The organism is Paracidovorax citrulli (genome assembly GCF_900100305.1).
In the GTDB taxonomy this organism is placed as follows: Bacteria; Pseudomonadota; Gammaproteobacteria; order Burkholderiales; family Burkholderiaceae_C; genus Paracidovorax; species Paracidovorax citrulli.
This window is the reverse complement of the sequence record NZ_FNEY01000029.1, coordinates 1-26,136: the sequence shown is the minus strand read 5'-3', so window position 1 is coordinate 26,136 and position 26,136 is coordinate 1. Positions and strand designations below refer to the sequence as shown.

The following is a 26,136-nucleotide window of genomic DNA, read 5'->3' as shown; positions in this document are numbered from 1 at the left end:
GGGCAATGCTAGCAGCGCCTCTGCCGCGCGCGTTCAGCGGAAGTGGTCGAAGGCCAGGTATTGCGCGTCCATTTGCTGGCCCTGCGCGTCGAGCAGCCGCAGGCCGGGCTCGGCCTCGATGGCGCCGATGCAGGTGGCGCGCGTTCCCCCCTGGCGGGCCGCGGCCTCGACCTGCGCGCGCCGGCCGGGGGGGGCTGTGAACAGCAGTTCGTAATCGTCGCCCCCGGCCAGCACGCAGCGCAGCAGGTTTTCCCGGCCGCAGGGCAGTTGCCCGGGGGCATGCCCGGCGCAGGCCGCCATGAGCTGCGGGGCGAGCGACGTGTTGATGCGCGCGCCCACGCCCGAGGCCTGCAGGATGTGGCCGAGGTCGCCCACGAGCCCGTCGCTCACGTCGATGGCGCTGCTGGCCACGCCGCGCAATGCCTGCCCCAGCGCCACCCGCGGCGTGGGGCGCTCCAGGCGTTCGCGCGCCTGCGCCAGCAGCTGCGGCGGCAACTGCACGGGCATTTCTCCCAGCAGCGCATCCAGTGCCAGCCGCGCATCGCCCAGGTGGCCGCTCACCCACAGGTCGTCGCCCGGGCGGGCGCCGCTGCGCAGCAGGGCCTGGCCCGCGGGCACTTCGCCGAACACCGTGATGCAGATGTTGAGCGGGCCTTGCGTGGTGTCCCCGCCCACCAGTTCGCAGCCATGTTCGCCTGCCAGGGCCAGCAGGCCTTCCGAGAAGCCCTGCAGCCAGGCCTCGTCGGCGCGGGGCAGCGCCAGCGCCAGCGTGAAGGCCAGAGGGCGCGCGCCGCAGGCCGCGAGATCCGACAGGTTCACCGCCAGGGCCTTGTGGCCCAGGTGCGCGGGGTAGACATCGGCGAAGAAGTGCCGGCCTTCCACCAGCATGTCGCTGGACACCGCGAGCTGCATGCCGGCGGCCGGCGCAAGCAGCGCGCAGTCGTCGCCCACGCCCAGGGCCGCGCGGCGCACGGGGCGGCGGAAATAGCGCGCGATCAGATCGAATTCACCCATGGGCCGAGCATACGCGCAGCCGCCGGGCGGCGCGGGCTTCGGTTTCCTGTCCGGATGTTCCTGTCCGTGCGCGCGCCCCTGCGGCGGGGGGCGGAAGCTTCGTGCCTTCTGCTCTTCATTCAACGTATGAGAGTACAAACACATGCCGCCCCGCCGTCCGTACCCCGGACCGATCGTCCTGGATCCCGCAGGGCTCCCATGCCGGAAAGACCGGCGAAAACCACTTCAGCGGGCTGGCCGCTGGGCCTGGCCTCCCTGCGGCAGGCCCGGAGCCTTCCAGGGCACGTGCCCGAACCGCAAGGCCACCCGGAGCTGGCATCCTTCGCGATCGTCGATGCGGAAGAGGCGGGGTCGAACCTCGTGGCTGCCGCCAAGTACTTCACCGACCCGCTGCATGGCGTGTCCGAAGAAGCCAGCGAGTTGGCGAATGGAGGAGGCAAGCCCGAGGGCGGCGCCGAAGCCCCCGGTGACGGCGCCTCTTCCGGCGGCGTGGAAGGCCATCCTCCCGCCCACGGGTCCGACCAGCCTGCCGCGGAGCATGGCGCCGGCACCGAATCCGCGACCCACCATGGCGAAGTCCACGGGGCAGGCGAGCACCATGGCCCGATGCATGCCTTCACCGAAGAGGGCACGCCCAGCGGTGTGAGCGACCTCGCGACCACGCTCGGCCTGGGCGGGGCGATGCTGCCGCTGTCGGCCATGGCGATCCATGCCGGCTACCGGGAGCTGCGCGAGGTCGCCGAGCAGCGCGAGGAGCTTCGCCACCAAAAGGAGGCGCTGCAGCAGCGCCGCGATACGCTGGCCCCCGTGCTGAACGATGACCCGGCGCATCCCGCGGGCCGCGCCCAGTCGCACGCGATCGACCAGGCCATCGACGACGTGTCCTACCAGCAGCATCTCAACCGCCACGACGGCCGCGTGGCCGCATCGACGCTCACATCGGCCAGCCTCATCTTCGCGAAGACGGCGGTGGAGACCTCGGTGCACGCGGGCCTGGCGATCGGCGCCGGCAGTGCCAACGCTGGCGGCCTGGTCGCCCACAGTGCGGCAGCCGCGGGCGCGGCGTCGGCGGCCACCATCGCGGGCGCCTATGTCCTGGGCCCGGCGGCGAGCGTGATGGCGTCGGTGGTGGGCGGGGTCTTCCTGCACCAGTCGCGCGCCGAGAAGAAACGGTTCCGCGCCGATTTCTCGCGCGTCAGCGAATTCCTCGCGGGCGTGGACGCCCAGCGTCTCGGCCCCGATGCACAGCGCTATCACGACTTCCTGAAGACCAAGTTCGACCAGCGCAAGCGCTTCGTGAGCGGCTTCAACAACTGGAACAAGGGTTTCGTCGCGGGCGGCGTGACCTACACGGCGAGCACGGCCGCCAAGGTGGGCGTGGGGATCGCGGCGATCGCGGGGGCCAGTGCCGCCGGGCCCGTGGGGCTCGCGCTGCTGATCAGCGCGGGGCTGGTGGGCGCCGTGACGATGGGCGTGGGATCTCACCAGTTCTTTCTCACGCATGGCAAGCTCAAGCGCTACCGCGACTATGAACGCGGAGACGCGGTGGGCATCGACCGAGCCTTTCTCGCGATGGCCGACCTCCTGCAGGCCGCGCCCGTGCCGGGCGAGCACCCGGCAGCCGCCGCGCAGGGGCCGGAACTGCAGGCCGATGGAGGGTCGGAGTTCCACTCCGCGCGGTCCAGCTTCGCATCCACGGTGTCCGAAGCTGCTTCCGATGCGGAGCCCGCCGAGCCGGCCGGATTCAAGCTGCGCAGCGCGCTCTATGCCGCCACCGATGGCCGGGAAAAGGTGCTGGGCGACTTTCTGCAGAAAGCCGCCACGGACCGGAAGAAACACTATCGTGACAAGGGCCGGTCCACCGACGAGGCCCCGCCCGCGGCCCCTTCGCGCAAACATTCCACCGCGCGCGAGGCCAGTGCCCTGGTGCGCGGCGGAATGGCCTATGGCAAGTCCCTGCTGACCGGCCACAAGCCCCGCGAGGCACGCCAGAAGGCGCGGCAGGCCTATGCGGACCGGACGGACCGCCTGACCTCGACGGCACTCGCCCAATGGCTCGATGACCCCGCGTCGAGGCAGGCGCAAGTGGATTTCATGCGTTCCGTGGCCGAACTCCAGGTGGACTACCTGCAGTGCAAGCTGGCTGCGCGCGAGCCGTTGAAGGCACTGGAAGATGCGCTGGCCGGAGCCGACGGCGCTGCGCGGGACGGTTCGTCTCCCATGACGCAGGCCGATCTGGCCGCCGAGCTCCGCAAGGCCCGCGCCGACGACGAAGCCCAATGGCTGCAGTGGAAATCGCTGCAGGCCAGCCTGGGCGGAAATGCGGCTTCCGCGCCGGGGGCATCGCTGATGATGCAGTCCCTGCGGCAGCAGTTCCTGCTGTGCGAGACCGGCACCGCCCATGCCCGCGAGGACACCTCCCTGCAGTTCGCCCGGTACTGCCTCAAGCATGCGCGTGCACGCGCCACCGCGGTGCGTGGCACGTTGCTGGCCACCGAAATGCAGGCGGCGCGCGTGCGCGAGAAAGCCGCCGGGATGCCCGCCGCCTCGGCGGGTTGAGCTCCCGCCGCCCGGCGGGCCGCCGGCGGGTACTACGCCGGCGCGCCCCGGAACCGCAGCGCGGCCTGGCGGCTCACTTCGCCCAGCAACTGTTCGTCGCGCTGGCGGTCGCGCAGCCAGCGTGCGTCGTTCTGGCCGGCCGCGGCTTCGCTGCGCAGCAGGTGCAGCGCGCCGGAGGCCCCGGTGACCGTGGCGTGGCGCGCGATGTGGTCGATGGTCTGCAGGATGTGGTCGCGCAGCGGCATGTGCTCGCCGGTGGCCGGATCGACGTACACCGCCTGCATGCCGAAGCGGCAGGCCTGGAAGCGGTTGTAGGTATAGACGAGGTAGTCGTCCTCGCTGGGCGTGAAGGGTTGCTCGGCCAGGAACCACGCTCCCAGCGACTGCACGAAGGCCGACAGCGCGGCGGCGCGCTCGATGGTGAGCGGCGTGTCGAACACGCGGATCTCGATCGTGCCGAACTCGGGCTTGGGCCGGATGTCCCAGTAGAAGTCCTTCATGCTCTTGACGACGCCGGTGCGCGTCATCTTGTCGAAGTAGGCCTCGAAGTCCTTCCAGGTCAGCACCATGGGGGCACGGCCCGACAGCGGAAAGGCGAACACGGAGTTCAGCCGCGCCGAATCGAAGGCCGTGTCCTGGCCCTGCACGTAGGGGCTGGAGGCCGACAGCGCGATGAAGTGCGGGATGTAGCGCGACATGCGGTGCAGCATGAGCAGCGCGGCATCCGCGTCCGGGCAGCCGATATGGACGTGCTGGCCGAAGATGGTGAACTGCTTGGAGAGGTAGCCGTAGAGCTGCGACAGTTCCTGGAAGCGGGGCTTGTCGTAGATGCGGCGCTCGTGCCATTGCTGGAACGGGTGGGTGCCGCCGCCCACGACGGCGATGTTGAGCTTGTCGGCGCTCCTGACCAGCGCGTCGCGGATCTGCGTGAGCTGGCCCAGCACTTCGCTGCCCGAATGGCAGATGCCCGTCGAGACCTCGATCATGCTGTTGGTCATCTCCGGCACCACGCTGCCGGGCAGGGGCTGCCTGGCCATGAGGCGCAGCATGTCCTCGGCGTAGGGCGCGAGATCGTAGTTGTGCGTGTTGACGAGCTGCAGCTCGAGCTCGACGCCGAGCGTCAGCGGCTCGGAATGGTGGAAGGCTTCGAGGCTCATGGCTGCTGCTCCCGCTCTGCGTTGGCGGCGCGTGTCTGGGGCGCCCAGGGTTTCGAACTCTCTCCGGCGCGGTAGATGGCCACCGTGGCGATCACGGCGCCCAGCACTTCCATGAGCAGGATGGTGGGCAGGGCGACGCGCGCGATGAGCTGCCCGGTGGAAGCGGAGGCCACCACGAACTGCGAGGCGATCAGCAGTGCGATCGACGACATCGGCGTCATCGCGCAGCCCACCCACAGGGCCTGGCGCCAGCTGGCGCCGCTGCCCACGTTGCCCAGGGCCACGCCCAGGGCCTTGGCCACCAGGCGCGCCACGATGAGGGCCAGCACCAGGCCGGCCACGGGACCGCTCCAGTCGGCCTGCGCGGCGACGGTGGACACCAGCACGAACATCAGCATGGTGAGCAGCGAGGCGGCGGTGCCGAGCTGGCGGGGCCAGGTCCACGGGCGCGGGTTGAGCTGCTTGAGCAGCATGCCGGCCAGCAGCGCGGCGAGCGGCGCGGAACCTCCCATGTGCGCGGCCACGGCGGTCCCGGCGGCGATCAGCGTGAGCAGCAGGAAGGCGGTGTTCTCGCTCGTCGGGCTCATGAAGCGCAGGGCCATGCGCAGGACCAGGGCGAGCACCGCGCCGACGATGATCGAGACGCCCAGCACCACCATGACGGGGTACACGGTGTCCATGAGGCGGGCGGCGGGACGGTTGATCAGTTCCGCGGTGGCGCTGCCCAGGGTGAGCGCGTAGAGGGTGGAGAGCGTGGCCAGGACGATGGCGCGGTCCGTCACCGGGCCGGCGGCGCGGGTGTCGGCCACCACGCGCGTGAGCACGGCGGGCGACGCCGCCAGGGCCACCAGCGCCAGCGGGCCCGCGGCGCGCTGGGGCACGTCCAGCCAGAGCATGGCGTAGTACACAGCGAAATAGGTCAGCGCCGATTCGATGATGCTCTGCACGAGCACCATCGGGTTGTGCCGGAACCACCGCAGCGGGATGCGCCCGCCCGCCTCGAACAGCACGATGGCGATGCCCAGCTCCAGCAGGAACAGGCTGATGCCCTGCAGGGGCCAGACGGCGCCGCTGAAGCCCAGCAGCCCGGCGATGGTGCCGACGAGCGTGTAGCCCACCACCTTGGGCAGGCCGATGTGGCGCTGGAAGAGATAGCCCGAAACCGCCGCGACGGCCAGCAGCAGGGACCACTGCACCGTCGGGAGCCCGGCCGATGGGCGCAGCCATTGCGCCCAAAAACCCATGATTTCATCCATCGTTCTGATCCTTGCATTCCCGCCCGATCCGCGCGGGGAGGCCGCGCGTCCCCCGGCCGGGGCCGACCGAATGTACCTGCTGATCCGGGAGGGCGCTGTAGGACGGGCACTCCCGGAAAAGGGGTACCCGGGCGGCCCCGGTCTCAGGCCCGCTGTGCCATGCGCCGGGGCACGAAGAACTGCAGCGGGGCGTGCCGCAGGCGCGCGCGCAGCGCGGTGGTGAGCCGGGCGCGGTCCACGCGGGTGACGTTGTGGGCGCGCAGCGCGAGCCGGAAGGCGAGATAGAAGCTCACACCCACGTTGAGCGCGCCGATGAAGGGCAGCGTCGCGGCCGCCCACCAGAAGGCGGGCTGGTGCAGTGCGGAAGTGCCCAGCGCGGTGAGCGCGGCGCCCAGTTGCCCGGTCGATAGCGTGACGTGGCGCACGTCCAGCCCCAGGCCGAAGAATGCCGAGAATGCCGGCACGAGCCCGAGCATGAAGCCCAGCGACACGTTCGCCGCGAAGCCCGAGAGGTTCTCGCGCCAGAACCGGGCCCAGCGCGCGGCGCGCTCGCGGCCCAGCAGCGCGGTGATGCGCGGGTTGTAGCGCAGGGCCGAATCGAGCCGGTGCAGCACGAACCAGTTCTCGGCCCAGCCCGCGATGATGCTGGAGGCGAACAGCAGCACCCCGGTGAAGGCCGCGTACAGCAGCGAAGGCCCCGCCAGTTGCAGCGACTGCAGCACGTGCCGCGCTTCCGCCCGGTCGATGGCCGGGCTGCCGGTCGCCCAGGCGATGGCGAGGGTCAGGCCCGCGACGGTGGGGAAGACCACGAGCACGTTGCCCAGGATGGCGGCCACCTGCGAGCGCACCAGGTGGGTGACCTCGTCCACGAAGGACTCCACGGCCTCGGTCGTCTGCAGTTCCTTGAGTTTCGCGGCCATGGCCGGCGCGGTCATCGCCGGCTGCTTGGTGGCGACCGTGCAGTGCAGCAGCATGACGAGCACGAAGCTCACCGCGTAGTTCATGCCGGCCCAGAAGCCGCTCCAGAAGGACGACAGGGCCAGCGCGACGATGCCGAACTTCATGAGCGTGGTGAACGCCATGACGAATCCGCCGCCCGCCGCCTTGGCCACCATCGCGCGGTATTCGGCGCCGGTGCGCGTGATGTAGTGCTCGCCGGTCTCCGCGCTGCGCTCGGCCACCTTGGCCGCGAGCAGCGAGGAGTTGGAAGCGATCAGCGCCCGCAGGCTGCGCCGCTCCCGGCCCACGGTCACGAGCCGCGCCATGAGGCGTGCGGCGCTGGCGGCCGGCTCGGGCGACAGCAGGCAATCGAGCAGGTCGCGCACCCGCAGGATGCGTTCGCGCAACTGCCGCAGGCGGAAGACCAGCCCCACCGAAATGCCGTTGTCCTCGAAATGCGAATACACCGTGGCCGCGGCGGCGCGGCAGGCTTCCAGGCGTTCGCGCAGGCGCAGCACCGCCTCGTCCAGCCGGTCGGTGGTGCGCAGCTGGTGCAGGACCTCGACCCGCAGGCTCTCCACGTCGCGGATCAACGCATGGAACGGCTGCGCGTCGCGGGCGGAGTCGCTCATGCGCAGCCGCAGCTCGGGCGCGAACCCGGTGGAGAGGATCTGGCCCGCGCAGTAGGTGATGGCGTCCAGCAGCGAGTGCTGCCAGCGCGTGGCGCCGCCACCGTCCGCGGCCGGCACCAGCAAGGCCAGCAGCCGCGCGAGCAGCGCCTCGTCCAGCAAGGCCAGCCACTGGGCGTCGAATTCGTGGGGCAGCGCCAGCATGAACAGCTCGGAGGCGTCGATCGTCTCCGGGCTGCCGGGCAGGAGCTTGTAGCGCAGCCGTTCCGCCACCTCGCTCGCGAGCGCGGTGCGCGGCGCGAACCCGAAATCGGCCAGGAGCGTGGTGATGTCCACCGTCCCGACCAGGGCGCTCCACCATGCCTGCAGCCGGGTCCGCGCGCCGGCGTCGCTTTCCGCGGCTTCCACGAGGCGCGCCAGGCGGGCGACGGCTTCCTCGGGGGAGCGGCAGTTGCCGCGCACCCAGGCCAGGCACTCGATGAGCCAGAGGTGCCGCCGCGCCAGCGGGGCGGAGGGATCCAGGTCGGCCAGCAGCGTCCCGGGCTGCGGCGCGGTCTGCCGGGTCAATGCAGCACCCGGCCGGACAGGGGCGTGCTTCCGGCGGGGCCGCCGGAGAGGGCTTCCAGCACGAACAGGGGGATGGCGCAATCGAAGCGCTCACCGTCCTCCGCCACGCAGAAGTAGCTGCCGTGCATGCTGCCGCTGGGCGTGCGCAGCCGGCATCCGCTGGTGTACTGGAACGCCTCGCCCGGGCGCAGCAGCGGCTGCTGGCCGACCACGCCCAGGCCCTTGACCTCCTCGGTGTGGCCGCGGGCGTCGCTGATCGTCCAGTGCCGCGCGATGAGCTGCGCTGGCACGTCGCCGGTGTTGGTCACGGTGACCGTGTAGGCGAAGCTGTAGACGCCGTCTTCGGGCGCGGACTGGTCGGGAAGGTATTCGGGCTGGACTTCGGCCCGGAACTGGTACTTCGGCATGGGCGCGATTATTAGGGCTTCCGGGGCCGGGCGGCTCGGCCGTTGCGTCGGCGGGCGCCGTGACCCGGCGCAGGAGCCCTGAGGAAGGCGTGCCGCGGCGCCTCTGCTGCGACAATCCGGGCCATGACCCGCCAATTCCGCATCGCCCCCTCGATCCTGTCCGCCGATTTCGCCCGCCTGGGCGAGGAAGTGAAGAATGTCATCGCCTCCGGCGCCGACTGGGTGCACTTCGACGTGATGGACAACCACTACGTGCCCAACCTCACCTTCGGCCCGATGGTGTGCCAGGCGCTCAAGCCCCATGCCGTCACGCCCGACGGCCGGCCCGCGCCGATCGACGTGCACCTGATGGTGCAGCCCGTGGACGCCCTGGCCGCGGCCTTCGCGGAGGCGGGAGCGGACTACATCAGCTTCCATCCGGATGCGTCCGCGCACGTGCACCGCAGCATCCAGGCGATCACCTCCAAGGGCATCAAGGCGGGCCTGGTGTTCAACCCGGCGGCCCCGCTCGACGTGCTGGACTGGGTGATCGACGACATCGACCTGATCCTCGTGATGAGCGTGAACCCGGGCTTCGGCGGCCAGAGCTTCATCGATTCGGCGCTGCGCAAGATCGAGGCCCTGCGCCGCCGCATCGACGCCTGCGGCAAGGACATCCGCCTGGAGGTGGACGGAGGGGTGAAGGTGGACAACATCCGCCGCGTGGCGGACGCCGGTGCCGATACGTTCGTTGCGGGCAGCGCGATCTTCGGCAAGCCCGACTATCGCGCCGTGATCGACGCGATGCGCGCCCAGCTCGGCTGAGGCGCGCTGGCACCCGGGCCGCAGGGCCGGCCCGGCGTGCGGTCCCTTATCGCTGGGGCATCGGCTGGGGCGCAGGTTGCGTCATCGGCTGGGGCATGGGAGCCGGCGGCGGGGCCTTGGGCGCGCCCGGCATCGGGTGCGCATGGGGCTTGCCGTGCGGGTGCGGGCGTCCCTGGGGCGCCATGGCGCCGGTGGCATCGCCCTGGGGCGCCGGCATGGCGGCTGCGCCGGATTGCGGGGCCGCGGGCACCTGGATGGTGGCTTCCCTCAGGATGCCGCCGCCGGCCACGGAGCCGTCCTGGGTGCCGGAGCGCACGCGTGCCGCGCAGGCTTCGCGGTCCACGGGATTCTTGAACACTTCGCAGCGCTGGAGTGCGTTGCGGCTGTAGCCATCCGTGGCGTCCTGGGCGCCGAGCTGGCCGGAGCGGGCCGCCTGCAGCGCGGCGCCGGCTTCCTTCAGGCAGGTTTCGCGGCTCTGCCCGGTATTGCCGCTCATGCAGGCCTGGCGGTCCTGCTGGTAGCGCTCACGGGCGCTGGCGGCATCCCCGGGAGCGGCCTGGGCGGCGGCGCAGGCCGCGATCAGGCAGGCGGCGGACAGGATGCGGGGTGCGATGGCAAAGCGATTCGGCATATCAAGAACCTCCATGTGTCGGTGGGGCCGGCCGCGGACGGACGGCGTGGGGTCACTGTTTCCGCACCGTGCGGCGGAAACGGTCGAGCCAGCGTAGCCGCTGCGGTGCACGGGCCTTGTCGGACGGACCAGACAATCGCTGTGGCCGTTGGCGCACGGCCTACACTCCCGGCAGCCCCGCCGGCGCCGGATCGCCGGACGGGACCTTATTCACGCACCGCCGCGGCGGGCTTGGCGGCACTTTGGAGGATGGGACATGCTGGAATGTTCCCCGGCGGCGCTGGTGGCGCGCGCCGATGCGGCGATCGTGGACCTGGACGGCACCATGGTGGACACCCTGGGCGATTTCGCGGAGGCGCTGCGGCGCATGCTCGGCGACCTGTCCCTGCCGGGCATCGACGCGGCGGAGATCGAGCGCATGGTGGGCAAGGGCACGGAGCACCTGCTGCGCTCGGTGCTGGACCATGTGCTGCAGCCGATGGAGCCGCAGCGCCGCGCCGCAGCGGTGGAAGCGCACTATCCGCAGGCATGGGAGGCCTACGGGCGGCACTACCTGGCGATCAACGGCAGCCATTCGCGCGTTTACGAGGGCGTGGCCGAGGGGCTGCAGGCCCTGCGCGCCGCGGGGCTGCGGCTGGCCTGCGTCACCAACAAGCCCGGAGCCTTCGCCGTGCCCCTGCTGCGGGCCAAGGGGCTGGACGGCTTCTTCGACCACGTCTTCGGCGGGGACGCGTTCGAGCGCAAGAAACCCGATCCGCTGCCGCTGCTCAAGGCCTGCGAGGCCCTGGGAACGGCGCCCGCCCGGACCCTGGCCATCGGGGACTCCGTCAACGATGCGCGCGCGGCCCGCGCCGCCGGCTGCCCCGTGGTGCTGGTGACCTATGGCTACAACCACGGCCAGCCCGCGCGGCAGGTGGACGCGGACGCGCACGTGGACAGCCTGCAGTCGCTGTGCGCGGGCTGAGGCCGCGCCGCGGCGGGCCGGTGTTCAGCCGGCCTTGCCGAGCAGCGCGTCCTTGAGCTTCCAGTCCGCGGGCTGCGGACCGAGCCAGATGGCCATCAGCGCCCCGAAGAATTCGGGCTCGTGGAAAGGTTCGCCCTGCGGCACGCCTTTCACGGTGATGACCGTGCCGGTGCCGGGCAGCCAGTCCACGGTGAAGCGGTCGCCGGCCGCCAGCCGGCGGTGCGCGGCGAAGATCTCGCCCATGCGCAGCACGCCCGGCGCGAGGCGGGAAAACGCCGCCTTGTCCAGGTTGTCCTCGATGCCGCGCGCGAACAGCTTGCCCAGCTCCGTCGAGTCGATGTCGCGCAGCATGGCGACGGACAGCCGCTTGGGGCCGGGCAGCGCCACCACGTCCCGCAGCGTGGCGGCGTGGCGCTCCAGGTACAGCCCGGCCGCATAGACCTTGAAGACGGCCTTGTAGCGCACGCCCGCGCCGTTGAGCGCCAGGGGAACGTCCGCCAGCGTGACCCGCGGCTCGAAGGCCACGCCGGCCACGGTGGCGGCGGTCTGCGCGCCCGCGGGCGCGGCGCCGCAGGCGATGAGCCCGGCGAGCGCCCAGGCGAGGCCGCGTTGCCGAAGTGTCATGGCGACTCCCTAAAAAAGCACGATCGTTCTTTTTATTCTCGGCGCCTTGCCGCGGGCAGCGCAACAGGGTTTTCGCGCAGGCCGCTTTGCTACACTTTGCGCCCATGTTCATTCACCACGTGGTCATCACAGGTCGCAGCGGCCGGGGAGCCTGGCCCTGGCGCAAGCCTGCCGCACCGAACCGCTGACCGCACCCGGGCCCCGCGATCCCGGCGTGTCCTCCGTGGCCCCTGCGGGGCCGAACGCAATGAACCTGGCGCGGCACCGGCCGCGGGCGCAACGACTGCCTGCGGCGGGCCGGCCGATCTGGAGCGATCTCCCGTGATCACCGAACTCGAATTCAAAAGCCTGGCCTGCGAAGGCTACAACCGCATTCCGCTCATCGCGGAGGCCTTCGCGGACCTGGAAACCCCCCTGTCCCTCTACCTCAAGCTGGCCCATGCCCGCGACGGCGGCCGCTACAGCTTCCTGCTGGAATCCGTGGTGGGCGGCGAGCGCTTCGGGCGCTACAGCTTCATCGGCCTGCCGGCACGCACGCTGCTGCGCGCCAGCGGCTTCGGCGCCCAGGCGCGCACGGAAGTGGTGACCGACGGGCAGGTGGTGGAAACCGGCCACGGCAATCCCCTGGATTTCATCGCCGACTACCAGAAGCGCTTCAAGGTGGCGCTGCGACCCGGCCTGCCGCGCTTCTGCGGCGGCCTGGCGGGCTATTTCGGCTACGACGCGGTGCGCTACATCGAGAAGAAGCTGGAAGCGAGCTGCCCGCCCGACACGCTGGGCATGCCGGACATCCTGCTGCTGCAGTGCGAGGAGGTAGCCGTCATCGACAATCTCTCTGGCAAGCTCTACCTGATCGTCTATGCGGACCCGGCGCAGCCCGAGGCCTACGCCCGCGGCAAGAAGCGCCTGCGCGAACTGAAGGAGCAGCTCAAGTACTCGGTGGCCGCCCCCGTGGTCAAGCCGACGGAGAGCCACCCGCCGCAGCGCGACTTCGCCAAGGCCGACTACCTGGCGGCCGTGGAGCGGGCCAAGGAGCTCATCGCCGCGGGCGACTTCATGCAGGTGCAGGTGGGCCAGCGCATCCACAAGCGCTACACCGAGTCGCCGCTGTCGCTCTACCGCGCGCTGCGCTCGCTCAATCCTTCGCCCTACATGTACTACTACCACTTCGGCGACTGCCACGTGGTGGGGGCGAGCCCGGAGATCCTGGTGCGCCAGGAGCGCACGGACGAGGGCCAGAAGATCACCATCCGCCCGCTGGCCGGCACGCGCCCGCGCGGCGCCACGCCCGAGAAGGACAAGGCGGCCGAAAACGAGCTGGTGAACGACCCCAAGGAGCGTGCCGAGCACGTGATGCTCATCGACCTGGCGCGCAACGACATCGGGCGCATCGCCCGCACCGGCACGGTGAAGGTGACGGAGGCCTTCGCGGTGGAGCGCTACAGCCACGTGATGCACATCGTGAGCAATGTGGAAGGCCTGCTGAACGAAGGCATGACGAGCATGGACGTGCTCAAGGCGACCTTCCCCGCCGGCACGCTCACCGGCGCGCCCAAGGTGCATGCGATGGAGCTCATCGACCGGCTCGAGCCCACCAAGCGGGGGCTGTACGGCGGCGCCTGCGGCTACCTCAGCTACGCAGGCGACATGGACGTGGCCATCGCCATCCGCACCGGGATCGTGAAGGACGGGACGCTCTACGTGCAGGCCGCGGCCGGCGTGGTGGCGGACTCGGTCCCCGAGCTGGAATGGAAGGAAACGGAGCACAAGGCCCGCGCCCTGCTGCGCGCGGCCGAACTCGTCGAAGAAGGACTGGAATGACCCGCGCCATCGAAAAGACCCGCAGTTGCAGCAGCATGGCGGAGGTGCGCGAGCGCATCGATGCGCTCGACGACATCCTCGTGCCGCTGCTGGTGGAGCGGGGCGGCTACATGACCCAGGCGGCGCGCAACAAGCGCGATGCCTCCCAGGTGCGCGACGAAGGGCGCATCGAATTCATCGTGCGGCGCGTGCGCGAGCGCGCGCTGGCCGAGGGCGGCGAGCCCGACGTGATCGAGGCGATCTACCGCGGCATGATGGAAGCCTACATCGCCTACGAGCACCGCGAGTTCGACCGGATGGTCGCCGCGGGCGAGAAGTCGGGCGACGGTGCGGACGGCAGGCCGGCCTGACCGCGCCTTCTGCCCGCCGGCACGCCCGGGCCGGGCGCGCGGCGCTCAGTGCCGCATCGACGACAGCTTGAAGGCATTCGCCAGGGTGGAGCGGTTGCTGATGCCCCAGCGGGAGGCGACGTCCAGCATGTGGACGCGGCCGCCCGTGGCGCTGGCCTCTTCCATCTCGCCCTCGATGCGCCGCACGCGTTCGCGCCGGATCAGTTCCGCGGGGGTCATGCCCAGGTGGTTGCGGAACGCCAGCTGCAGCGCGCGCTCGGTGACGCCGAGCCGGCCGGCGATCTCGCGCACCGAGAGGTTGGGGTCGTGCAGGTTCTCGATGATGTACCGGTAGGCGGCGCGGTAGCGCGGGGGCAGGCGCAGGCCCACGGTGTCCTGGGGGGCGTTGGCGGCGGGCGCGTCCATCCGCTGCAGGGCCGCGTGGTGCACCACGCGCATGGCCTGCGCCACATGGCGCTTGTACTGCCGCAGCGACTCGCCGAGGCGGCCTTCGCTCATGTGAATTTTCGACAGGCAGTACTGGATGTCCGAGGCCAGGGGGTGGTGCTCGATCTCGCGCTCGCCCCCGGCCAGCGGCATGATCGCTTCGCGGGCCGCGGGAACGGCGCGGCCCGCCAGCAGGGCGAGGCAGCCCTCGACCCGGGCTTCCGCGTCGATGCCGGCGAGGCCGTGCTGGCGCAGCCAGCGCCCGAAGGCGGCCACGGCTTCCTGGCGGGCGGCAGGATGGGCGGCGTGCATGCCTGCCAGGTATGCGAGGCGGGCGCGCATCAGTGCGGGTGTGTCCGGGCCGGACTCCAGTGCACGCAGTTCGGAGGCGAGCGTTTCGCCGGACATGCGCTCCCGGCCCAGTTCCTGGGCCGCTTCGGCGAAGGCGTGGTCCGACAGTTCTTCGCTGTGCAGCAGTTCGACGCGGGAGAGGACCTCGAGCCGGATGGCTGCGGCGTGGAGCGCAAGGCGGGAGGATTCCCCCGATTCGCACAGCGCCTGTGCCCGCTGGGCCGCCACCAGTGCCGAGGCATGCTGTCCCTGGGCCTGCAGCGACAGCGCGAGTCCGCAGCAGGCTTCCACGCGCAGCGGGGCGGGGGCGTCGTGGTCATTGGCCACGAGCGCCCAGCAGGCGGCTGCCCGGGCGGGCTTGCGCAGGTGCAGGAACATCCAGGCCTGGTCCAGCGCGGAATGCCAGCGCACCATGGCGCGCGATACCGCGTCGTAGGCCTTGAGCTGCTGGTGGAAAACGTCGCTGGCAAGCTCCTCCTGTCCGATCAGCAGCAGGGTGCGACCGAGCAGGGCGCCTTCTTCCACGGGGCTCGCATCGCGGGACTGGCCGCGCTCCAGCCGCCTGCGTCCCATGGCCGCGGCCTCCTTGACCTGCAGGTTCTGGAGCATTTGCGTGAGCGCCTGGGCGCCGTCGCCGATGCGTTGGGAGGAGAGAGAAAGCAGAGAGAGGAGCATTTCGATCGTCGCGGCCCCCGCCGCGCCCCATGTGGTTTGGATGACGACCGATGCTAGGAATCCTGCCGGGGGCAAATCTCACCTAGGTTTTCCAAATCCTCAAATTTGCCCACCTCAGGCATGCCGAACCGAAGCGAGCACCATCTCCCCGCATGCGGGGCATGGACGGCGTCCCCCCCCATGAGCCATATAGGAAAGTTATTGGTATCGGAAATTAAATATGCAAGTGCATCCTTGACAGGGTTCTGTCCTGGCATTAACAAAATGCAGTGTTGCCCGGGGCATTGATACAAAAACATGCAAGAAATTGCATATTCCTATCGACGTCTTACAGACGATAAATGACCCGGCGCCGTCTGGAATGAACTAAGCTTGCGTCTGTCGCCACTCACGCACAGGCATTTGCAATGAGGTGCAAAAATTGTGAATGTCTTGGTGGGGGACATACGGCTGTCACAGTCGTAGCTAGATCAACGAAAACGTTTGCGTATGGGGAAATCATGCGAGTCGCATTGCTGTCGCGCCGTTCGGCGGTGAATCAATTCCTTGTGGATTTGTTGAATCGGGGAGGCATTCAAGCCATCTTGCAGGTCAGCATCGCTGCCTTCCGGATGCAGGCCCGCCGGCATCCGCCCGACGCGGTCATCCTGGAAGACTGCGGCGGTACGCTGGCCGAGGATCTGGGCCTGATCCGAAGCTGCATATCCACCCACGTGCCGGTGCTGGTGGCCGGATCGGAACTCCAGGCAGGCTTCGGCACGGCCCTGGCGTGCGGTGCCGTCGATTACATCAATCTTTCCCGGGTGGGGCACGACGAACTGAAGGCGCGGCTGCGCGGGCACGTGGAGGCCTATGCGCTGGAAACCGCGCGGTCCATCACGGTGGATGGCTGCGAGCTGGACCCGGCCCGCCAGTGCTTCGTCCACCGCGGCACGATGGTCGAGCTCACCCATCGCGAATGCGAACTCGCCTGGCTGCTGTTCTCGCGGCCCAACCAGGTGGTTTCCTCTCCCACCATCGTGGCCAGGGTCTGGGGCCGTTCGGTCGAATCCAACAAGCGCACGCTGGAGCAGCACATCTACAAGCTGCGCGTGAAGCTGCGCCAGTGCGGATGCGCCCTGCATGTCCAGGCCGCGTACGGCCGGGGCTATCGCCTCATCTCGTCCACCGCGGAGGGGGCCGGCCCCGTCGCGCAGCCGTCCAGCATGCAGGTGTCCCGCGTGCGTCCCGCGGTGACTGCTGCCATGTCCATGCCGGTGTCCCTTCCCGCCATGCATTCCATGCCGCCCCTGGGCAGTTGAGACCCTGCGGGGCACCGCGGCGCCGGGGCGCGAGCCCCTGGGGCTGCAGGCTCTTCAAAGGCTCACACCTTGATCCACAGGTAGTCGCCGGAGCAGATTCCCAGAAAGGCCTCGTCGGTGGAGGTCAGGATGTTGTCGCCCCAGTAGCGGCCGTGCTCTGCATAGTGCGTGAGCGTTTCGGCCAGCCAGGTGCCCGTGATGTCGGGCGTCATCGGCACGCGCACGATGAGGATGATGCCGCCGGTGTCCGGATTGATCCCGGCCTGCGCCTGGTCCTGCGCATAGACCGTGAGGTTGGCTTCCAGCAGGAGCCGGTAGACCGCCAGCGTGCGGCCGGCCGTGACGATGCCGAAATGGAAGTTGAGGTACATCGCTGCCACGTCGTTCTCGTAGTGCGCTATCTGGACCTCGAAGCCCTCCACCTCCACCCAGCCCCGGTCCAGCACGGCCTGCGGGTCGGGCAGGTCGATGACCCCGCAGAGGTCGGTGACGAGTTGTTCGTACTGCTGGAAGCTCATGATCGTTCGGGCATGCGCGGCAGAAGCCATGCCGGACCGCCCGCCAGCCGCTCCGTGGTCAGCCGGAGCTGGGACGTGGTCCGGGGCCGGCTGTAGTTGAGGAGCTGCAGGGGCAGCAGCGCGAAGCGGTCGGACGGTTTGCCCGCGACATCCAGGCCGGCGCGCAGCAGCGCTTCCCGGACTTCCGCGACCGTCGCGAGCGGCTTGCCTCCGTTCTGGCGGCGCAGGTGCTCTGCGATCCGCGCCAGCAGCATGGCCTGCACGGGATGGCCGTTCCCGTGCGATGCCCAGACGATCGATCCGAGCGCGGCCACCAGCGTATCGGCCTGCACCACGGGATCTTCGCTGGACATTCCCACCTCGAAGTCCGCCAGCATGGCCTGCATGCGCAGCTTCGCCGCGCTGCCGCCGGCCTGCGACTGACCGCCATGGCCCCGGCCTTCGCCGCCCTGGTGGCTGCCGCCGGACTGCCCGCCGGTGCCGGATCCGCTTTCGCGCCCGTCCTGCTGTGCCGTGCCGCTGCCCGGCTGCAGGAAGATGTCCTGCGAGTACTGCTCCAGTTCTTCCAGGTCGCGCCGGTGCTCGGCGACGCCTTCCATGCCGTGCTCGTGCGCCTCCCGGCTGCCTTCCTCATCCTGGCCCTTGCGCTCGCTGCGCACGGCTTCGCCGGTTTCGCTGGCCTGCTCGAAGTCCGCCTGGAAGTCCAGCACCGTGCGCTCCCCGTCGGGCGCGTGTTCGCTGCCCTGGCCGGGCAGGTGGCTCTGCCGGGGCGGTGGAGGCGGCGGAGGGCGCCCCAGCGTCTTGAAGACGTAATCGCCGTATCGGCCCTGCAGCACGGCACGCTGCCGCTTGTGCACGTCCTCTTCATGCAGCTGCTCGCGCAGGTTCTCGCGCTTGATGAGCTGCTGCTGCAGCTGCTGGCGGTTGCGCTGCTGCTTGAGGCGGAATACCGAGAACAGGTTCAGCATCATGGCGAAAAGACGGCCGTGAGAAGCCGCTGCGAGAACTGCAGCACGGTGCTGCCCACCCAGGGCGCGCTCACGGCGACGGTGACCGTCACGCAGATCAGCTTGATGCCCTGCGAGATCGCCTGGTCCTGCAGCGAGGTGACGGCCTGGACCAGCGCCACGAGCAGGCCCACGATCGCCGCGACGGCCACAGCCGGCAGCGACAGCAGCAGGCACAGCATGAGTGCTTCGGAGGTGAGCTGGACGATGTTGTCGTGGTTCATGGCGTGCCCTGCGTGTTCAGCGGTAGGTCATGACCAGTCCGTGCATCACCTGCGACCATCCGTCGAGCACGACGAACAGCAGCAGCTTGAAGGGAATGGCGACGTTGGTGGGGGAAACCTGGGACAGGCCCATGGCCAGCAGGACGTTGGCGATGACCAGCTCCACGATGATGAAGGCCAGGTACAGCAGGAAACCGATGCGGAAGGCGGCCGTGAGTTCGGTGAGCAGGAAGGCGGGCGCCAGCACGACGAGGTCGTCGGCCTGCAGCGACCGGGCGCGTTCCTCGGGCCAGAGCGCCTGGGCCGACTTGAGGAAGAACGCTTTCTCGGCGGCGTCGGCATGCTTGTCCAGGAACTTGCGGAACGGTTCACGGGCGGCGGAGGCGGCAGCGAGCATCTGCTGGGTGTTGGAGCTTTGGGCGGAAGGCGGCAGCATCTGCATGCGGTCGGAAGCCTCCATGGCGACCGGCGCCATCACGTACACCGAAATGATGATGGCGATGCCGTTGAGCACCATGTTGGGCGGCACCTGCTGCACGCCGAGCGCGTTGCGCAGCAGGCCCAGGACCACCACCACCTTGGTGTAGGACGTGACGATCATGGCGGCGAACGGCAGCACCGCCAGCAGCATCAGCGCCAGCGCCAGCGAGACGGGATCGAGTCCCGAGATCGGGGTCATGGCGCGCCTGTGGCCGTGGGCGACGCTGCGCCGGCCGCCGCCATGTGCGCGATGCGCACGCCCAGGTGATCGCCGATGACGACCAGGCGGCCGGTGCCCACGACCTGGCCGTGGCAGACCAGGCGGACTGTGGCGTCGCGGGCGGCGACGGCGAGCGGGACGATGGCGCCGGCATCGAGCGCGGCGAGTTCGTCCAGCCGGATGCGCGCGGTGTCGATCTCGATGGCGACGGGAACGCGGATGCCGCCGATGTCGGTCAGCGGCAGCGGCGTGGCCTCGGGTTCGGCATCGCTGCCGGAACACGGCGCGGCTTCCTCGGCGGCGCCGGCCGGGTCCGGCGCGCCGTATTCGTCCGGCGCGCCGTCTTCGTCCGCCGGCTCCGCGAAGGCATCGGCCTGCGGCGCGGCGTGGAGGGCGATTTCGGAATCGTCGAGATCGAGTTCTGCGGGTATGTGCATGGTGGTTCCCAGTCCGAAGGAAAGATGGCAAAGGCGCCGCCGGCCCGCGGAGAGCGTGCCGCACAGGACGACGTCGCCCGCAGCCAGGCTGGCGAGGTCGGCGGGCGCGAGGCGGCGGGTGGCGAGGCGGACGGTGCCCGGCAGCCGCAGCGCGGCCAGGGGCTCGCCGTCGGCCTGCGCGGAATGCGCCAGGTGGGCGCACAGCCGATCCGCCACGCCGCCGTCGATGGCGTGCAGGCCGATGCGCAGGGCGCCCTGGGTCCATTCCAGCGGCGCCTGCAGGGCGGTGCGCACGGACACGCCGGTCAGTGCGAGCCCCGGCAGCACTGGCGCCACGGCGGCAAGGGGGGCGGCGATCAGGGTTTCCGCCACTTCGCGGGCCAGCGCGGCATCCGCCAGGCGGGCCGCCATGCCGAGCGTCGGCCAGGCCGACAGGGGCACGGAAACCTGCAGGTGGCCATGCACGCACGAGAAATCCAGCGACACCGCGTCGTGGTGGCAGCCCGGCGCGGCGGCTGCCACGCGGCCAGGCGGCTGGCTGCAGAGCCGGGCCGCCCAGCGGGCGAAGCGGCGGTCGAAGGCGATGCGCGCCAGATGCGCCTCGCCGGGGGGCACGATCGGCAGGCGGTCGGCCAGTTCGGCGGTGATGGCGGAGTGGGGCGCAAGTGCGTTCACGGCGGTGATTCCAGGTCGATGTCGATGCCGCGCTGCCCGGGGCCCAATGCCTCGAGCTGCGCACGCAGTGGATCGCGATGGAGGGAGATTAGTCGTGCCGATTCGCAGGACCGGGTGCGGAACCGAAGGCTCATCGCGTAAGGCGAAAGGGTGAGGGCCACTTCGCTTTCCGGGAGCACGGCGGGGTCCATCGGCACCGTGACGGACCACGACTGGAAGGCCGGATCCGCCTGGGCGCACAGCCATGCGATGCGCTGCACGGTGTCCTGCAGCCAGGCGGGCGCATCGGCCGCCGCCGGTCGCGCCGGGGCGGAAGCCGCCGAGGGCCCGGCTCCGGAATCCTGCCCCCGTTGCCGGGATGCGTCGCCGTCCTGGCGTCCGCAGGCGGGCGGGGGCGGCGGCACCGGGTCGGGGGGCGGAGGGCACGTGGGCACCGCCGCGGCATCCGTTGCCGGACCGGCGGGCGGCGGCCATGCCTCGGGCCCGGCCTGGCAGGCGCCGTCGTCCGGTCGCGCGGCGGGGACGGCCGGCAGGCCTGCTTCCCCGGCCCGCGGCATGCCGAAGGCGGCTGGAGGGTCTGGCGTGGCGACGGGAGGGGGCGGGGCGGACGTGGCGGGCGGTGGCGCATCGCCGTCCGTGCCGGGCGCGGGATCGGCCGTGGCCCGCGACGGCGGCGGTGCGGCAGGAAGCGGGTCCCGCGGGTCCCGCGGGTCGCTCGCGAGCGCACGGCGCCCGGGCGCGAGAAAGCCGGTGGCCGGCGGGATGTCTTCGGCCGCATCGCCCAGCAGGTGGCGCTGGAACCTGAGCGCGGCGCCGGGCGCGGGCGGCAGGGCGCCCGCGGGCGTGCCGCGGCCGCTGGCCAGGCCCTGGCGCAATGGCGGGAGGTCGCGTTGCACGGCGTGCCTGCTATGCAACGCGGCCGATCGGCCGCAGCTCGATCAGGCTGCCCAGCTCCTGGAAGGAGTACACGCGCAGCCAGTCGATGCGTCCTTCGATCATTTTCTTGACGTAGCGCCGGATGTCCATGGACGTGACCAGGGCCACGCCGGTGGCGGGCGACGAGCGGGCGACGGCCGCGATGCGGTCGGTGATGTCGCGCGCATCGTCCGGCGACATGGCGAGGTAGTTGCCCGCGGGCGTGGGCTTGATGCAGCCGCGGATCGCCTGCTCGATTTCCGGGGCGAGCAGGATGGCCGAGATGTGCCGCTGGCCGCCGCCGGCCTCGTGCGCGAGGTAGCGGCCCAGGTCGGAGCGCACGTATTCGGTGAGCAGCAGCAGGTCTTTTTCCTTGGGGGCCCAGGTGATGAGGCTCTCGAAGATGCTGCGGATGTTGCGGATGGGCACCTGCTCTTCCAGCAGGCGGCGCAGCACCTCGGCCATGCGCTGCAGCGGCATGACCTTCTGCACTTCGGCCACCAGCCCCGGGTATTCCGGCGTGGCGCGCTCGATGATCCACTGCACTTCCTGCACGCCCATGAAGAGGTGCGCATGGCGCTGGAGCATCTCCACCACCTCGCGGGCGATCACCTGCTCGATCTCCAGGCACGCCCCGGCGCGCTGGGCGGGCGGGACGGCCGTCTGGGGCACCCAGAGCGATTCCTCCATGCCCAGCAGCGGGCCGTGCCGCTGGGCCTGCGCGGCCAGGGGGGACTGCGGGTCCAGCAGCAGGAGCATGTCGCCGGGCAACCGGGGCTGGGCCACGGGCACGTCGTTGATGAGGATGTCGAAGCGCAGGTCCTCGAGGCCGTCCCAGACCCACATCGCGGCGCCGGGGAAGGGCAGCCCCAGCCGCGTCTGCAGTCCCTCGCGTTCCTTGTTCAGGGCCTGGTCGAGCCGCTCGGCATTGAGCAGGCGGGCGAGCGGATCGGACAGGCGGATGGACAGCGGCTTGGCGAACTCGGGCGCGCGGTGCTGGATGGCCGTGCCCTCGCCCTTGCCGCCTTCGCGCAGCAGGGAGGCGATGGGTTTGGAGTGGGTCTTGGCGCTGCCCGGGGCGGCCGACTTGCGCCTGCGCGACAGCCACTGGCCGCCGCCCACGAGGCCCGCCGCCAGCAGGCAGAACGGAACGGCGGGAAAGCCCGGAATGGCCGCGAAGCCCAGGGTGAGGGCCCCCGCGAGGTACATGGAGCGGGTATTGCGCGTGAGCTGCTCCGTCATGTCCTCGCCCAGGGAGGTGGGCTTCTTGCGGTGCTCGTCGGCCACGCGGGTGGTCAGGATACCGGCGGCCATACAGATGAAGAGCGCGGGAATCTGCGAGACCATGGCATCGCCGATGGACAGCACGGCGAAGCGGTTGGCCGCCTCCCCGGCGGTCATGCTGTGGTACAGGATGCCCACCACGATGCCGGCGAGGATGTTGACCAGCGTGATGATGAGGCCCGCGATGGCGTCGCCCTTGACGAACTTCATCGCGCCGTCCATCCCACCGTGCAGCATGCTTTCCATGCTGAGCCGGGCGCGCTTGGCCTTGGCCTCGTCGGCGGTGAGCAGGCCGGCGCGCAGGTCGGCGTCGATGCTCATCTGCTTGCCGGGCAGCGCATCGAGCGTGAAGCGCGCGCCGACTTCGGCGACGCGCTCCGAGCCCTTGGCGATGACGATGAACTGCACGATGGTGATCACCAGGAACACCACGATGCCCACCACGAGGTTGCCGCCAACCACGAGCTGGCCGAAGCTCTCGATCAGGTGGCCCGCGTCGGCGTGCAGCAGGATGGCCTTGGTCGAGGCGATGTTCAGCGACAGCCGGAACAGCGTGGTGAACAGCAGCAGCGATGGGAAGGTGGAGAGCGAGACCGCGTCCGGTATGAACAGGGTGGTCATCAGCAGCAGCACGCTGATGCTGAGGTTGATCGCGAGCAGCGAGTCGATCAGCAGGGTGGGCAGCGGCAGGATCATCAGCGCGATCACGCCGACGAGAAAGCCGGCCATCGTCAGGTCGTTGACCAGGGTGGAATCGAATCGTTTGGCCATGGAATGATCCTCGGGGAGCGGGGCACGGAATGGAAAGCAGGGCGTCAGCGCGGGCTGCCGCCGCCGAGCCGGTCGAGTTCGGCCACCCAGCGCAGCACGACGGAGACGGCCTCGAACAGTTCCTCGGGAATGGGCTGGTCCAGCGGCAGCTTGTGCAGGGCACGCGCCAGCGGCGGATTGGCGATGAGCGGGATGTGGTGCAGCGCGGCCAGGCCGCGGATGACGGCCGCCTGTTCGTCCATGCCCTTGGCCACGACGATGGGCAGCGGGGTCGCACCGGCTTCGTAGCGCAGCGCCACGGCGTAGTGGGTGGGGTTGGTGACGACCACCGTGGCGCCCGGGACCCGTTCCTGCGGCGGCGATGTCGCCATTTCCTCGCGCAGCGATTTGAGGTGGCCCTTGAGGTGCGGATCGCCTTCGCTGTCCTTGTTCTCGCGCTTCACGTCGTCCTTGCTCATGCGCTGGTCCCGCATGAAGAGCCAGTGCTGCAGGCCGAAGTCGAGGGGGCCGACCACCAGGAAGACGAGGAACGCGAAGGAAAAGAGTTGCAGCAGAGCGCTCCAGGCGATCTTGCCGCTGGCCTCGGGCGTGAGATAGACGGAGCCCACGAGCAGGGGTATCAGCCCGGTCACGATGTGCCACAGGACGGCGCCGAGGATGACGGCCTTGAAGACGGACTTGGCGAATTCGACGAGCGCCCGCGCGTTGAACATCTTCTTGAGCCCTTCGGCGGGGTTCAGGCTCTCGAACTTGGGCGTGAGCGGCTCGAAGGTGATCATGAAGCCGACCTGCGGGAGCAGGGCCAGCACGGCCACCAGCACGGAGACGATCAGCATGCCGAAGGCCACGGCCATGCCGTCGAGCGCCATGGATGACAGCAGCGCCAGCAGCTCCTGCGTGCTGTGCACGCGCATGCCCTGCTCCAGCGCGGTGGTGACGATGCGGCGCACGTGGTCGTAGAGCAGTGGGCCCGCGCCGGTGAGCACGAGCAGGGCGGCGCCCAGGACGGCGCCCGCCACCAGGTCCTGGCTCTTGGCGGTCTGCCCTTTCTTGCGGGCGTCCTTGAGTTTCTTGGCTGTGGGCTCTTCGGTTTTTTCCGACATGGTGTGCCATCGATCCGGCGCGGAATGCGCGGCATGCGCCAATCTAGGTGTCCGGCGGCGGAGGCCCCCCGTGCCGGGCGAAGCGGTTCCGCCCCGCGCGAAGCGGTGGCGGCGCGCGTGGGCAGGCGCCGCGCGCTTTCGCATTCCGGTGCGCGGCTTCGGAGCGGCCGGCGCGGCGGAGGCCGCCATGCCCGAGGCTGCTGGCCAGCAGGCCGAGGTGGATCGGCCGATGGAGAACTCGTGAGCACGATCAAGGGCCTGCGCACGCTGGTGCGCCTCAAGGCACGCCGCACGGAGCAGGCCGAGGCGGACCTGCAGGAAAGCATCCAGGCGCTGAAGGGCGAAGAGGACGCGCTTGCGCACGCGCAGGCGGAAGAGGCGCAGGTGCGCGAGGCCGAGCGTGCGCGCCGCGAGCGGCTGGCGTCCGCCACGTCGGCGGGCAGCCGCTTCCTGGCCAACGATGCGATCACCCTGCAGATGCTGGTGTCCGAGGCGCAGGGCCGGAGCGCCGAGGCCGGGCGCCATACGGAGCAGGCGCAGGCGCGCGTGGAAGCGGCCCGCGAGCAGGTCCGGTTGCGCGAAGGCGCGGTGCGCCGCGCGCAGCGGCAACTGGAGGCCACGCGCGAGCGCCTCGAGCAGGCCCTTGCGGCCGCCGAGCGTGCGCAGGAAGACGCGCAGGACGAGGAAGCCGAGGAAACCGCCGTGGCCCGCATGCTGGCCGCTGCGCGGCAGGGGCGGCGCACCGGCGCGCGATCCGGGGTGGCCAGGGCGGTGGAGGCCTGACGCGATGGAAGAGTACCTGCAGAATGGATATGCGCTGGTCCGGCTGGGCGGGGACCTGCATGGCATGCTGGGATTGCTCGCGCTGTGCTGCGCACGTTTCTACGCGGCCATGCTGGTGCTGCCGGCAACCAACGACCAGTTGCTGCTGGGGCGCGTGCGCAATGGGACGGTGCTGCTGCTGGGGGCTTTCGTGGCATGGGGCCAGCCCTTGGGGCTGCTCGAGTCCACGAGTCCGCTGGTCTTCATCGCCCTGGTGGTCAAGGAGGCGCTGATCGGCATGCTGATCGGATTCGCCGTCTCCGTGGTGTTCTGGGCGGCCGAGGGCGTGGGCATGCTGATCGACAACCAGGCGGGCTACAACAACATCCAGCAGACCAACCCGCTCAGCGGGCAGCAGAGCACGCCGGTGGGCAACCTGCTCATGCAATTGGCGATCGTGGGCTTCTACATGCTGGGCGGCATGATGGTGTTCGTGGGGCTGCTGTTCGACAGCTACGACTGGTGGCCTCTGACGGGGATGATGCCCAGCTGGCCGGTGCTGGCGGAACGGTTCTTTCCCGACGAGGTCGCCGGTTACGCCCAGACCGTGCTCAAGATCGCGGGACCGGTGCTCATGACGCTGATGCTGATCGACCTTGGCATGGGGCTGCTCAGCAAGGCGGCGGAGAAGCTCGAGCCGGGCAGCCTGTCGCAGCCGCTCAAGGGTGCCGCCACCATGCTCCTGCTGGTGCTGCTGGTGGGGGTGTTCTTCCACCAGGTGCGCGAGCAGCTCACCCTGCGGCCCGTGGCGCAGCGCCTGGAGCGCGTCTTCGCTCCGCGCGATCCGGCGGATGCCGGCGCCCCCGCTTCGGCTCCGCCATCGGCGCCCGCGCAGCAGGCTCCGGCCGGGGCCGCGAGCTCTGCGGCGGGCCGCTAGCTGTGATGTCTCAATAGGTTGTTCATCCAGGCCCGACCTGGGAAGCTGTGGTTACCAGGCCCCAGCAACTCAGGACAGGACACCGGATGAACAGTCATAAGCATGCGCGATTGACCCGCGCAGGTCGAGCCCTTCTGGTCGACAGAGTGCTCCAGCAGAACTGGACGATGCGCCAAGCCAGCGAAGCCGCAGGCGTGAGCCTGCGCACCGGCTACAAGTGGATGGCCCGCTTTCGCAACGAAGGCCCCGATGGCTTGCTCGACCGCAGCTCCCGCCCGCACCGCAGCCCCCAGGCCTGCCCACCCGAGCAGGTCCAGCTGTTCGAACA

26 protein-coding genes are annotated in these 26,136 nt (G+C 70.2%); 10 read left to right on the top strand and 16 right to left on the bottom strand.

What is annotated here, in order from left to right; all coding sequences use genetic code 11:
• Positions 1-33 precede the first annotated feature (33 nt).
• Entirely contained in the window at positions 34-1,014 is a 981-nt protein-coding gene (gene thiL / locus BLR99_RS17530) for a thiamine-phosphate kinase (protein WP_046060324.1), read from the bottom strand.
• 285 nt (positions 1,015-1,299) lie between these two features.
• Here thiL and BLR99_RS17525 point away from each other — a divergent pair, with 285 nt between their 5' ends.
• On the top strand, positions 1,300-3,573 hold the full coding sequence (locus tag BLR99_RS17525; protein ID WP_011793616.1) for a hypothetical protein: 2,274 nt from the start codon (positions 1,300-1,302) through the stop codon (positions 3,571-3,573).
• Positions 3,574-3,605: 32 nt separating this feature from the next.
• Here BLR99_RS17525 and BLR99_RS17520 read toward each other — a convergent pair whose 3' ends face one another.
• The 4 genes from BLR99_RS17520 to apaG all read right to left on the bottom strand — a co-directional run bounded on the left by BLR99_RS17520 (position 3,606) and on the right by apaG (position 8,528).
• On the bottom strand, positions 3,606-4,730 hold the full coding sequence (locus tag BLR99_RS17520) for a YbdK family carboxylate-amine ligase (protein ID WP_011793617.1): 1,125 nt from the start codon (positions 4,728-4,730) through the stop codon (positions 3,606-3,608).
• Positions 4,727-5,986, bottom strand: coding sequence for a cation:proton antiporter (locus BLR99_RS17515; RefSeq protein ID WP_011793618.1), 1,260 nt, complete (start codon positions 5,984-5,986; stop codon positions 4,727-4,729). Before BLR99_RS17515 ends, BLR99_RS17520 begins: the two co-directional genes overlap by 4 nt.
• A 143-nt stretch (positions 5,987-6,129) precedes the next feature.
• The gene (locus tag BLR99_RS17510) at positions 6,130-8,121 is read right to left on the bottom strand and encodes a site-specific recombinase (protein WP_046060325.1); all 1,992 of its coding nucleotides are present in this window, start codon (positions 8,119-8,121) and stop codon (positions 6,130-6,132) included.
• Positions 8,118-8,528, bottom strand: coding sequence for a Co2+/Mg2+ efflux protein ApaG (gene apaG / locus BLR99_RS17505; RefSeq protein ID WP_011793620.1), 411 nt, complete (start codon positions 8,526-8,528; stop codon positions 8,118-8,120). The genes BLR99_RS17510 and apaG overlap by 4 nt, the downstream gene beginning before the upstream one ends.
• Positions 8,529-8,651: 123 nt before the next feature.
• Here apaG and rpe point away from each other — a divergent pair, with 123 nt between their 5' ends.
• Positions 8,652-9,332 (top strand): ribulose-phosphate 3-epimerase, encoded by a 681-nt coding sequence (gene rpe, locus BLR99_RS17500; protein WP_011793621.1) that lies wholly within the window; start codon positions 8,652-8,654, stop codon positions 9,330-9,332.
• 46 nt (positions 9,333-9,378) lie between these two features.
• Here rpe and BLR99_RS17495 read toward each other — a convergent pair whose 3' ends face one another.
• The gene (locus BLR99_RS17495) at positions 9,379-9,963 is read right to left on the bottom strand and encodes a hypothetical protein (protein ID WP_011793622.1); all 585 of its coding nucleotides are present in this window, start codon (positions 9,961-9,963) and stop codon (positions 9,379-9,381) included.
• 256 nt (positions 9,964-10,219) lie between these two features.
• Between BLR99_RS17495 and gph the strand changes: the two genes are divergently transcribed.
• Positions 10,220-10,927 carry a phosphoglycolate phosphatase gene (gene gph, locus BLR99_RS17490; protein WP_017438780.1) on the top strand — a complete coding sequence of 236 codons (708 nt, stop codon included), beginning with the start codon at positions 10,220-10,222 and terminating at the stop codon, positions 10,925-10,927.
• Between the two features lie 24 nt (positions 10,928-10,951).
• Here gph and BLR99_RS17485 read toward each other — a convergent pair whose 3' ends face one another.
• Positions 10,952-11,551 carry a chalcone isomerase family protein gene (locus tag BLR99_RS17485; protein WP_048857552.1) on the bottom strand — a complete coding sequence of 200 codons (600 nt, stop codon included), beginning with the start codon at positions 11,549-11,551 and terminating at the stop codon, positions 10,952-10,954.
• Positions 11,552-11,872: 321 nt separating this feature from the next.
• Here BLR99_RS17485 and trpE point away from each other — a divergent pair, with 321 nt between their 5' ends.
• Together trpE and BLR99_RS17475 are read left to right on the top strand one after the other, a co-directional pair.
• Entirely contained in the window at positions 11,873-13,372 is a 1,500-nt protein-coding gene (gene trpE / locus BLR99_RS17480) for an anthranilate synthase component I (protein ID WP_074687399.1), read from the top strand.
• On the top strand, positions 13,369-13,722 hold the full coding sequence (locus BLR99_RS17475; RefSeq protein ID WP_011793626.1) for a chorismate mutase: 354 nt from the start codon (positions 13,369-13,371) through the stop codon (positions 13,720-13,722). The genes trpE and BLR99_RS17475 overlap by 4 nt, the downstream gene beginning before the upstream one ends.
• Positions 13,723-13,767: 45 nt before the next feature.
• Here the strand turns inward: BLR99_RS17475 and BLR99_RS17470 are convergent, their stop codons facing one another.
• Positions 13,768-15,174 (bottom strand): helix-turn-helix transcriptional regulator, encoded by a 1,407-nt coding sequence (locus BLR99_RS17470; RefSeq protein ID WP_046060328.1) that lies wholly within the window; start codon positions 15,172-15,174, stop codon positions 13,768-13,770.
• Positions 15,175-15,758: 584 nt separating this feature from the next.
• Between BLR99_RS17470 and BLR99_RS17465 the strand changes: the two genes are divergently transcribed.
• On the top strand, positions 15,759-16,475 hold the full coding sequence (locus BLR99_RS17465; protein ID WP_017438844.1) for a winged helix-turn-helix transcriptional regulator: 717 nt from the start codon (positions 15,759-15,761) through the stop codon (positions 16,473-16,475).
• Between the two features lie 62 nt (positions 16,476-16,537).
• Here BLR99_RS17465 and BLR99_RS17460 read toward each other — a convergent pair whose 3' ends face one another.
• Genes BLR99_RS17460 through sctU form a run of 8 tightly spaced genes read right to left on the bottom strand, consistent with a single transcriptional unit; the run spans position 16,538 to position 24,109 of the window.
• The gene (locus BLR99_RS17460; protein ID WP_011793629.1) at positions 16,538-16,993 is read right to left on the bottom strand and encodes a type III secretion system chaperone family protein; all 456 of its coding nucleotides are present in this window, start codon (positions 16,991-16,993) and stop codon (positions 16,538-16,540) included.
• On the bottom strand, positions 16,990-17,964 hold the full coding sequence (locus BLR99_RS17455) for a hypothetical protein (RefSeq protein ID WP_017438845.1): 975 nt from the start codon (positions 17,962-17,964) through the stop codon (positions 16,990-16,992). Before BLR99_RS17455 ends, BLR99_RS17460 begins: the two co-directional genes overlap by 4 nt.
• Positions 17,961-18,224, bottom strand: a complete 264-nt coding sequence (sctS, locus tag BLR99_RS17450) for a type III secretion system export apparatus subunit SctS (protein ID WP_011793631.1) — start codon at positions 18,222-18,224, stop codon at positions 17,961-17,963. Before sctS ends, BLR99_RS17455 begins: the two co-directional genes overlap by 4 nt.
• 16 nt (positions 18,225-18,240) lie before the next feature.
• Positions 18,241-18,903, bottom strand: a complete 663-nt coding sequence (gene sctR, locus BLR99_RS17445) for a type III secretion system export apparatus subunit SctR (RefSeq protein WP_011793632.1) — start codon at positions 18,901-18,903, stop codon at positions 18,241-18,243.
• Positions 18,900-20,036: a type III secretion system cytoplasmic ring protein SctQ gene (gene sctQ / locus BLR99_RS17440; protein ID WP_228193907.1), complete on the bottom strand. Its 1,137-nt coding sequence runs from the start codon at positions 20,034-20,036 to the stop codon at positions 18,900-18,902. The genes sctR and sctQ overlap by 4 nt, the downstream gene beginning before the upstream one ends.
• A complete protein-coding gene (locus BLR99_RS17435) occupies positions 20,033-20,932 on the bottom strand; it encodes a type III secretion HpaP family protein (protein ID WP_138919939.1) in 900 nt (299 codons plus the stop codon). The genes sctQ and BLR99_RS17435 overlap by 4 nt, the downstream gene beginning before the upstream one ends.
• A 10-nt stretch (positions 20,933-20,942) precedes the next feature.
• Complete coding sequence (gene sctV / locus BLR99_RS17430; RefSeq protein WP_011793635.1) at positions 20,943-23,006, bottom strand: type III secretion system export apparatus subunit SctV; 2,064 nt, start codon at positions 23,004-23,006, stop codon at positions 20,943-20,945.
• Positions 23,007-23,050: 44 nt separating this feature from the next.
• Entirely contained in the window at positions 23,051-24,109 is a 1,059-nt protein-coding gene (sctU, locus tag BLR99_RS17425) for a type III secretion system export apparatus subunit SctU (protein ID WP_017439123.1), read from the bottom strand.
• Positions 24,110-24,179: 70 nt separating this feature from the next.
• Between sctU and BLR99_RS23185 the strand changes: the two genes are divergently transcribed.
• The 4 genes from BLR99_RS23185 to BLR99_RS17410 form a co-directional block, all read left to right on the top strand.
• Complete coding sequence (locus BLR99_RS23185; protein ID WP_170838060.1) at positions 24,180-24,353, top strand: hypothetical protein; 174 nt, start codon at positions 24,180-24,182, stop codon at positions 24,351-24,353.
• Positions 24,350-24,892, top strand: a complete 543-nt coding sequence (locus BLR99_RS17420) for a type III secretion protein (protein ID WP_046060331.1) — start codon at positions 24,350-24,352, stop codon at positions 24,890-24,892. Before BLR99_RS23185 ends, BLR99_RS17420 begins: the two co-directional genes overlap by 4 nt.
• Before the next feature lie 4 nt (positions 24,893-24,896).
• Positions 24,897-25,808 (top strand): type III secretion system export apparatus subunit SctT, encoded by a 912-nt coding sequence (gene sctT, locus BLR99_RS17415; RefSeq protein WP_048857553.1) that lies wholly within the window; start codon positions 24,897-24,899, stop codon positions 25,806-25,808.
• Positions 25,809-25,894: 86 nt separating this feature from the next.
• Positions 25,895-26,136: leucine zipper domain-containing protein (locus tag BLR99_RS17410; protein ID WP_139160162.1), on the top strand; the 242-nt coding region annotated here is incomplete at its 3' end.